The sequence below is a fragment of the Pedobacter sp. AC402 genome, assembly GCF_979252805.1.
Genome location: NZ_CEEDAI010000013.1, coordinates 60395 through 67378, shown reverse-complemented (window position 1 = coordinate 67378; position 6984 = coordinate 60395). Strand labels below are relative to the sequence as shown.

Genomic DNA, 6984 nt, shown 5'->3' with positions numbered 1-6984 from the left:
TACTGCTTTACAATTTTAAACTCCGTACGCCTGTTCAACTGGTGATCTGTTATCTGCTACACGCTACACCATTGGCACATTTGTTAAGCAGCTGGGTTTCGCCATAACCTTTGGCGGTAATGCGGTTTTTATCAATGCCTTTTGAGATGATGTACTGAACCGCCGATTCTGCTCTTTTTTGCGATAGGTTCAGGTTGTAGCCATCTTTACCCCTGCTGTCGGTGTGCGAACCCAGTTCGATCCAGATCGTAGGGTTATCAGTCATGATCTTTACCAGTTTGTCGAGTTCAACCGCTGCATCTGCACGGATGTTCCATTTATCAAAATCGTAATAAATGTTTTCAATCCTGATGCCCTTATCAATTACGATAGCTTCCGAGATATAAATCCTGGTTGAGCACACTAGAAGTTGTTAAACCAATGGTAGCCAGGTTTTCCACATCAGATCTGTAACCGGTTTTCTCTGCCGAAACATTGTATTCTGTTTCTTTGGCCAGGTTGAATCTGTAACTGCCGCTTTCATCGGTTTCTGTTTTCAGGATCGAGCCGTTTACTTTCGCCAGGCTCACCAAAGCACCTGCAATAGGCTGGTTGCTGTTCTTGTCAAAAACCCTTCCCTCCAGCTTAAAGGCGAGGATCATTTTCTGATCGATGGTGTAAATATCATCACTGCCCATGCCGCCCTCACGGTTGGAAGACAGGTAAACAATGCCACCCTTTTCATTCAGGCTGAAACCGAAATCATCCTGTGGGGAGTTTAAAGGATAGCCCAGGTTTTCAATCCGGCCAATGCTGCCACCTTCCCTCAGGGCCATAAAGACATCCAGTCCACCCATCCCGGTCCGGCCGTCGCTGGAGAAATAAAAGTTGTCCTTTTCATCAAATACCGGACTTCTGTCGTTCCCCTCCGTATTCACCTCTTTCAGGTTGATGGGTTTGCCCCATGCGCCCGCATCGGTTTTAAGGCAGACATAAATATCTGTAGCACCAACTCCACCGGGCATGTTCGAAGCAAAGTAAAGGCTGTCTGCCATCTTTGGTAATAAAGGGGTCGCCCACAGAATAACCGTTCACATCATTGTATGCAAAAGAAACAGGTTCGCCCCAAACGCCATCCGAACCCTTGGTGCTGCTGTAAATTTCCACATTTACAGTGTGTAGGTTTGTTCTTTACTTTTTCCAGTTCGAACTGGAGATCCGTGTTAAGGTAAAATACATGGTTTTACCGTCGCCCGTAAAACTTGCCGAACCTACATGGTACCTTGTGCCCGCTTTTAGAGGGAACAACTGTAAACTGTCGGTTGGTGAAGGTTTTACATACAGTTTCAGGTATCCGTTGCCCGTCCATCCGTAAACCTGTTTGTCCGGTTCCTTTGATCCGTCGAAACGTAAAAAAGGTTTGTTTTCCTGTTCAGATCCTAGATCCCTTTGACCGCCCTGTCAGAAGTAAAAACCACCCCGCCCTGATAGTCAACCGCACCCCAGTCAGACTGTGCACTGTTCAACGCCACCTGGTTCACCAGCTCAATTTTCTTCGGGTTCCTGATCCATTTCAAGGCCGAATCGCAGGAGGAGACCCAAACGGCCTGCTGCTTTTCCGGTACGTCTTTCTTTTTATCGATGTAATTCAGATACTGAACTTTCGCCTCGCTGTATTTCGAATTGCTCTGCAATGCCCTGGCATAGCCCAAAATATTTGCCGGTCTGCTGCCCGGCATCTGAGAGGCGATGGCATACCAGCTTTCTGCCTGTTTATAGTTGTAAACCATGGCATAGGCACTGGCCAGACGCTCTGCCGCATGCAGGGATTTTTTCTTTTGATAGGCCTGTTCGTAAAGATCAACCGCTTTGCTGTAGTTGAACAGTCCGTAAGCTTTGTCGGCATCTTTTATTACATACTGTGCCCTGGCCGGAAAGCCGGATGCAAACAGAAAACATGCAGAAAGGCAGGCAGCTATTAAAATTCTTTTCATTGTTTTGTTGAGCTAATTAGGTCAGATTACTGGATGTTGTTGTTTAAAATACCCGTGGGGTTGCCATTCTAACGTTCGGTTTGAAGAACGAATAAGATAGTGAGATCTCATGCGTTCCGCCGCTGTAGCCCTGCAAAGGGCCAACGGAAAAGTCGTAACCGTAACCGATCCTGATCTTTCTCCGATGGGAAGATCTGGATGGCGGCCACTGCGGAGTTCCTTGGCGTAAGGTCTTTCTGCAGGTAGCTTTTATCATAAAGTTTTACCCCGGTACGGTAAGAACCGCCCACCCATAAAAACTCCTTGATCAGCAGGAAGGCGTTCACATCCAGACTGGTAGGGCCGCCCCGGTCGTCCTTTATCAGAAAGGAAGGCTTGATCTGAAAATCCTCAGATAGCGGGAACAAAGCACCGGCTGTTAAATAATAATGCGGTTTTGGCTGTGGGATAAAGGCATAACGGTCGATGTTGATGTAGGTGGCGATCAGGTTGTCAACCGAAAAGCCTGCATAATACCTGTCGCTGGCAAAATAAACCCCTGCCCTGGCATCGGGCACAATAGTGCTCTGCATGCCCACGGGCTGGTTGGGCTCCGGGTTGTTCAGGGTTCAGCATGGAGCCGTCAATCCCCAACTGTACCATGCCAATACCAAGGCCTAAAGCCAATCTTGAGCTTCCGTCGTCGTTCATCCTGATGCGGTAAGCATAGTTGCCGTAAATGCTCAGGTTGTTCTGCGCACCCAGTTTATCGCTGGCCACCTGAAGCGCCAAACCCACGTTGCCGCTGTTGGCAATGGCATCCACCGCGAGCGACATGCTCCTCGGTGCCCCGGTAATGCCCGTCCACTGGCTCCGGTAAAAACTGTGCACATTCAGCACTTCCTTATATCCTGCGTAAGCCGGGTTGATATAAATCCCGTTGAACATATACTGGCTGTACTGGGCATCCTGTTGTGCAGATGCCGGTCGCGAAAGCAACAAAAGCGAACCTGCTATTAACAATATTAATTTCTTCATCATCGTAATATCTTAAAGCGCAACCAGGTTGAAACTCCTGGCTGCACTAAGTCTTATCTTATTTTTTAAACGCCCTGATCAATGTGATGTAGCCTTTAAACACTTCATACTGATCGCTTCCTGCTTTTTTAACACGCAGCAGGTAGTAATAAGTACCTTCATTCAACCCCTCGCCCGTCCAGTTGTTCTGGTAACCTTTGGCATGGAACACTTCATTGCCCCATCTGTTCACAATCTGCAGTTCATTAACCTGGTACTGGTTAAGGCCGATGATCTCGAAGGTATCGTTGATACCGTCGCCGTTCGGTGTAAACAGGTTAGGGACGGTAATGCCTGTAAAGTTGGCGGTTAAAGTTACCGTTGCCACATTGGTATAATATCCATAAGCATCTTTTACGCGGTAGGTAAACACATCATCTACCCACATAACCAGGATCAGGTGTATAAGTTACCGTACCATCTGCATTTACTTTTACGGTACCGTGTTTAGGCGGATTCATTATTTCAATAGTTAATTTATCGAGGGTACTATTACCTGGATCATCATTAGCCAAAATATTGATCACAATTGGTCCGCTGGTCAACACCTGTGCCTTATCGTCGACAGCTGTCGGCGATTTAGGGAATGTGGTTACCGTTGGCGTATTGTTGTTTTCGGCCGTACCGGAGACATCGCTCACCGCAACATTTGCCGGGGTCTGGCCGGTAATGCTTGCCGAGTTGGTTACACTTCCTGCATCTTTATCGGCCTGGGTCAACTGGTAAACATAGCTATCGGTTACCGTTGCACCAGGGGCCAGTGTACCAGGGATCACCCTGTTCAATCCAAGTTTGGCATCCACAAGGGTAATGATGTGAAGCGTTACGTTTCCGGTGTTTTTAACACTGAAGCTGTAGGTAATGCTGTTTCCATCAGTGCTCACCGTTCCGGTTTTAACCAGGGTGATCATTGAGGCCGGAGCAATTACCGTTACTGTTGCATCATCAACCGCAATTGTGTTCGGATCGTCTGATTTAGGTTTGTTCAAAATACTTCCGCCCGGGGTCTGTGCCGTTGCAGAAGCCTGGTTGCTGAACGAGCCTGCGTTTACCTCGGTTAAGGTAACGGTGTGCCTTGCGGTTACCGTTACACTGCTGCCAGGTAACAGGCTTGCTATGCCTGCAGGGGTAAGTGATCCTGCATCTGCTCCTGCATCGGTTACCGCAACATTTGTTAAGGTTACGTTACCGGTGTTGGTTACAATGATGTTGTAATTGATCACATCGCCCACTTTGCTTACCGTGTTGGTAGCCGTTTTGGTCAGGCTCATGGCCGGTGCAGCTACCAGGGTTACGGTAACCGGAACGGTTACTGTAACGGTGCCGCCTTTGCCATCGCTTACCGTTATGGTGAAGGTATCGTTACCTGAGTAACCGGCTGTTGGTGTATAAGTGTAAGTACCGTTTGCATTCACCACAACCGTTCCATGCGCTGGCTGTGCAGTTACCGTAAAGGTAAGTGCATCACCGTCCACATCACTGGCAGTAATGGCTCCGTTAACCGCCGTATTATGCGGAGTGGTAACTGCAGGTGCTGTGGCAACCGGAGCATCGTTAACCGGAGTTACGGTTACGTTTACTGTTACCGTTGTGGTTCCACCTTTTCCATCGCTTACTGTTACCGTAAAGCTATCGGTACCGTTGTAATTTGGTGTAGGTGTATATGTGTAGGTTCCATCAGGATTTATTATCATTGTTCCGTTTGCCGGAGGTGTAGCCACTGTGAAAGTAAGTGGATCACCGTCTGCATCGGTAGCGGTAATGGTTCCGTTGATCGGCGAATCCTCATTGCCTGTAACCGCCGGTGCAGTAACCACTGGCGCAACATTGGTCGGGTTGATTGTAACGTTGATGGTTACCGTGGTTGTACCACCTTTGCCATCGCTAACTGTTACCGTGAACACATCGCTGCCGCTGTAGTTGTTGGCCGGGGTGTAGGTGTAGGTTCCGTCGGCTTTAACCACAACCGTTCCATGTGCAGGTGGCGTGCTTACCGTGAAAGTAAGGGCATCGCCATCCACATCACTTGCGGTAATGGTGCCGTTAACCGGGATGTTTTTATTGGTTACAATCGCTGGCGATGTAGCAACCGGAGCATCGTTCACCGGAGTAACGGTTACGTTGATGGTTACCGTTGTGGTTCCACCTTTTCCATCACTTACCGTTACCGTAAAGGTATCGGTACCGTTGTAATTTGGTGCAGGAGTATACGTATAGGTTCCGTCAGGGTTTACCACAACTGTTCCGTGTGCCGGAGGCGTAACAAACGGTAAAGGTCAGCGGATCGCCGTCTGCATCAGTAGCGGTAATGGTGCCGTTGATTGGCGAATCCTCATTACCTGTAACCGCAGGTGCAGTAACCACTGGTGCAACATTGGTCGGGTTAACCGTAACATTGATGGTTACCGTGGCTGTACCACCTTTGCCATCGCTTATAGTTACCGTGAACACATCGCTGCCGCTGTAGTTGTTGGCCGGGGTATATACGTAAGTTCCGTCGGCTTTAACAGTTACCGTTCCATGTGCAGGTGGAGTGCTTACCGTAAAAGTAAGTGCATCGCCATCCACATCACTTGCGGTAATGGTTCCGTTAACCGCGATGTTCTTATTGGTTACAATCGCAGGAGCCGTGGCAACCGGAGCATCGTTCACCGGAGTAATGGTTACGTTGATTGTTACCGTTGTGGTACCACCTTTTCCATCGCTTACTGTTACCGTAAAGGTATCGGTACCGTTGTAATTTGGTGCCGGAGTGTAGGTATAGGTTCCATCAGGATTTACCACAACTGTTCCGTTTGCCGGAGGCGTAGTAACCGTAAAGGTCAGCGGATCACCGTCTGCATCGGTAGCCGTAATGGTTCCGCTTATTGGCGAATCCTCATTACCTGTAACCGCCGGAGCAGTAACCACTGGCGCAACATTGGTCGGGTTGATTGTAACGTTGATGGTTACCGTGGCTGTGCCACCTTTGCCATCACTTACTGTAACCGTGAACACATCGCTGCCGCTGTAGTTGTTGGCCGGGGTATAAGTATATGTTCCATCTGCATTAACCGTTACCGTTCCATGTGCAGGTGGCGTGCTTACCGTGAAAGTAAGGGCATCGCCATCCACATCGCTTGCGGTAATGGTTCCGTTAACCGGGATGTTCTTATTGGTTACAATCGCTGGCGATGTGGCAACCGGAGCATCGTTAACCGGAGTTACGGTTACGTTGACTGGTTACCGTGGTTGTACCGCCTTTGCCATCGCTTACTGTTACCGTAAAGCTATCAGTACCGTTGTAATTTGGTGCCGGAGTATACGTATAGGTTCCATCAGGATTTACCACAACAGTTCCGTTTGCCGGAGGCGTAGCCACTGTGAAAGGTCAAGTGGATCGCCGTCTGCATCGGTAGCCGTAATGGTTCCGCTTGATTGGCGAATCCTCATCACCAGTAACCGCCGGGGCAGTAACCACTGGTGCAACATTGGTCGGGTTGACGGTTACATTGATGGTTACCGTGGTTGTACCACCTTTGCCATCACTTACCGTTACCGTGAACACATCGCTGCCGCTGTAGTTGTTGGCCGGGGTGTAGGTGTAAGTTCCGTCGGCATTAACAGTTACCGTACCATGTGCAGGTGGTGTGCTTACCGTGAAAGTAAGTGCATCGCCATCCACATCGCTTGCGGTAATGGTTCCATTAACCGGGATGTTTTTATTGGTTACAATCGCAGGAGCCGTGGCAACAGGAGCATCGTTAACCGGAGTTACGGTTATGTTGACTGGTTACCGTTGTGGTACCACCTTTGCCATCGCTTACTGTTACCGTAAAGGTATCGGTACCGTTGTAATTTGGTGCAGGAGTATACGTATAGGTTCCATCAGGGTTTACCACAACAGTTCCGTTTGCCGGAGGCGTAGCCACTGTGAAAGGTCAAGTGGATCGCCGTCTGCATCGGTAGCAGTAAT

The 6984-nt window shown here is 48.9% G+C and carries 10 protein-coding genes and 2 pseudogenes; all 12 read right to left on the bottom strand.

Features of this window, described 5'->3' with window-relative positions; all coding sequences use genetic code 11:
• Positions 1-49 precede the first annotated feature (49 nt).
• Positions 50-403: an OmpA family protein gene (locus AC0IWE_RS23000; RefSeq protein ID WP_471794898.1), complete on the bottom strand. Its 354-nt coding sequence runs from the start codon at positions 401-403 to the stop codon at positions 50-52.
• Positions 360-1034, bottom strand: coding sequence for a carboxypeptidase-like regulatory domain-containing protein (locus tag AC0IWE_RS22995; RefSeq protein ID WP_471794897.1), 675 nt, complete (start codon positions 1032-1034; stop codon positions 360-362). Before AC0IWE_RS22995 ends, AC0IWE_RS23000 begins: the two co-directional genes overlap by 44 nt.
• A gap of 384 nt (positions 1035-1418) precedes the next feature.
• Complete coding sequence (locus tag AC0IWE_RS22990) at positions 1419-1973, bottom strand: hypothetical protein (protein WP_471794896.1); 555 nt, start codon at positions 1971-1973, stop codon at positions 1419-1421.
• A gap of 43 nt (positions 1974-2016) precedes the next feature.
• A complete protein-coding gene (locus AC0IWE_RS22985) occupies positions 2017-2229 on the bottom strand; it encodes a type IX secretion system membrane protein PorP/SprF (protein ID WP_471794895.1) in 213 nt (70 codons plus the stop codon).
• Between the two features lie 40 nt (positions 2230-2269).
• Positions 2270-2545: pseudogene (locus tag AC0IWE_RS22980) on the bottom strand (type IX secretion system membrane protein PorP/SprF); the annotation flags it as partial.
• A complete protein-coding gene (locus AC0IWE_RS22975) occupies positions 2466-2993 on the bottom strand; it encodes a PorP/SprF family type IX secretion system membrane protein (RefSeq protein WP_471794894.1) in 528 nt (175 codons plus the stop codon). The gene AC0IWE_RS22975 and the pseudogene AC0IWE_RS22980, both read right to left, overlap by 80 nt.
• 55 nt (positions 2994-3048) lie before the next feature.
• Complete coding sequence (locus AC0IWE_RS22970; protein WP_471794893.1) at positions 3049-3417, bottom strand: gliding motility-associated C-terminal domain-containing protein; 369 nt, start codon at positions 3415-3417, stop codon at positions 3049-3051.
• Positions 3404-5266, bottom strand: coding sequence for an Ig-like domain-containing protein (locus AC0IWE_RS22965; RefSeq protein ID WP_471794892.1), 1863 nt, complete (start codon positions 5264-5266; stop codon positions 3404-3406). The genes AC0IWE_RS22970 and AC0IWE_RS22965 overlap by 14 nt, the downstream gene beginning before the upstream one ends.
• Positions 5253-6212, bottom strand: a pseudogene (locus tag AC0IWE_RS22960) (Ig-like domain-containing protein); the annotation flags it as partial. The gene AC0IWE_RS22965 and the pseudogene AC0IWE_RS22960, both read right to left, overlap by 14 nt.
• A 10-nt stretch (positions 6213-6222) precedes the next feature.
• Positions 6223-6390 (bottom strand): Ig-like domain-containing protein, encoded by a 168-nt coding sequence (locus AC0IWE_RS22955; protein WP_471794891.1) that lies wholly within the window; start codon positions 6388-6390, stop codon positions 6223-6225.
• A 9-nt stretch (positions 6391-6399) separates the two neighbouring features.
• Positions 6400-6792, bottom strand: coding sequence for an Ig-like domain-containing protein (locus AC0IWE_RS22950; protein WP_471794901.1), 393 nt, complete (start codon positions 6790-6792; stop codon positions 6400-6402).
• A complete protein-coding gene (locus AC0IWE_RS22945; RefSeq protein WP_471794890.1) occupies positions 6773-6940 on the bottom strand; it encodes an Ig-like domain-containing protein in 168 nt (55 codons plus the stop codon). The genes AC0IWE_RS22950 and AC0IWE_RS22945 overlap by 20 nt, the downstream gene beginning before the upstream one ends.
• Positions 6941-6984: the final 44 nt, after the last annotated feature.

Bases quoted from the DNA above. Each gene is read 5' to 3' on its own strand.
- AC0IWE_RS22990 (WP_471794896.1), bottom strand. From the start codon at position 1,973: ATGAAAAGAATTTTAATAGCTGCCTGCCTTTCTGCATGTTTTCTGTTT.
- AC0IWE_RS22970 (WP_471794893.1), bottom strand. From the start codon at position 3,417: ATGTGGGTAGATGATGTGTTTACCTACCGCGTAAAAGATGCTTATGGA.
- AC0IWE_RS22975 (WP_471794894.1), bottom strand. From the start codon at position 2,993: ATGATGAAGAAATTAATATTGTTAATAGCAGGTTCGCTTTTGTTGCTT.
- AC0IWE_RS22985 (WP_471794895.1), bottom strand. From the start codon at position 2,229: ATGATAAAAGCTACCTGCAGAAAGACCTTACGCCAAGGAACTCCGCAG.
- AC0IWE_RS22995 (WP_471794897.1), bottom strand. From the start codon at position 1,034: ATGGCAGACAGCCTTTACTTTGCTTCGAACATGCCCGGTGGAGTTGGT.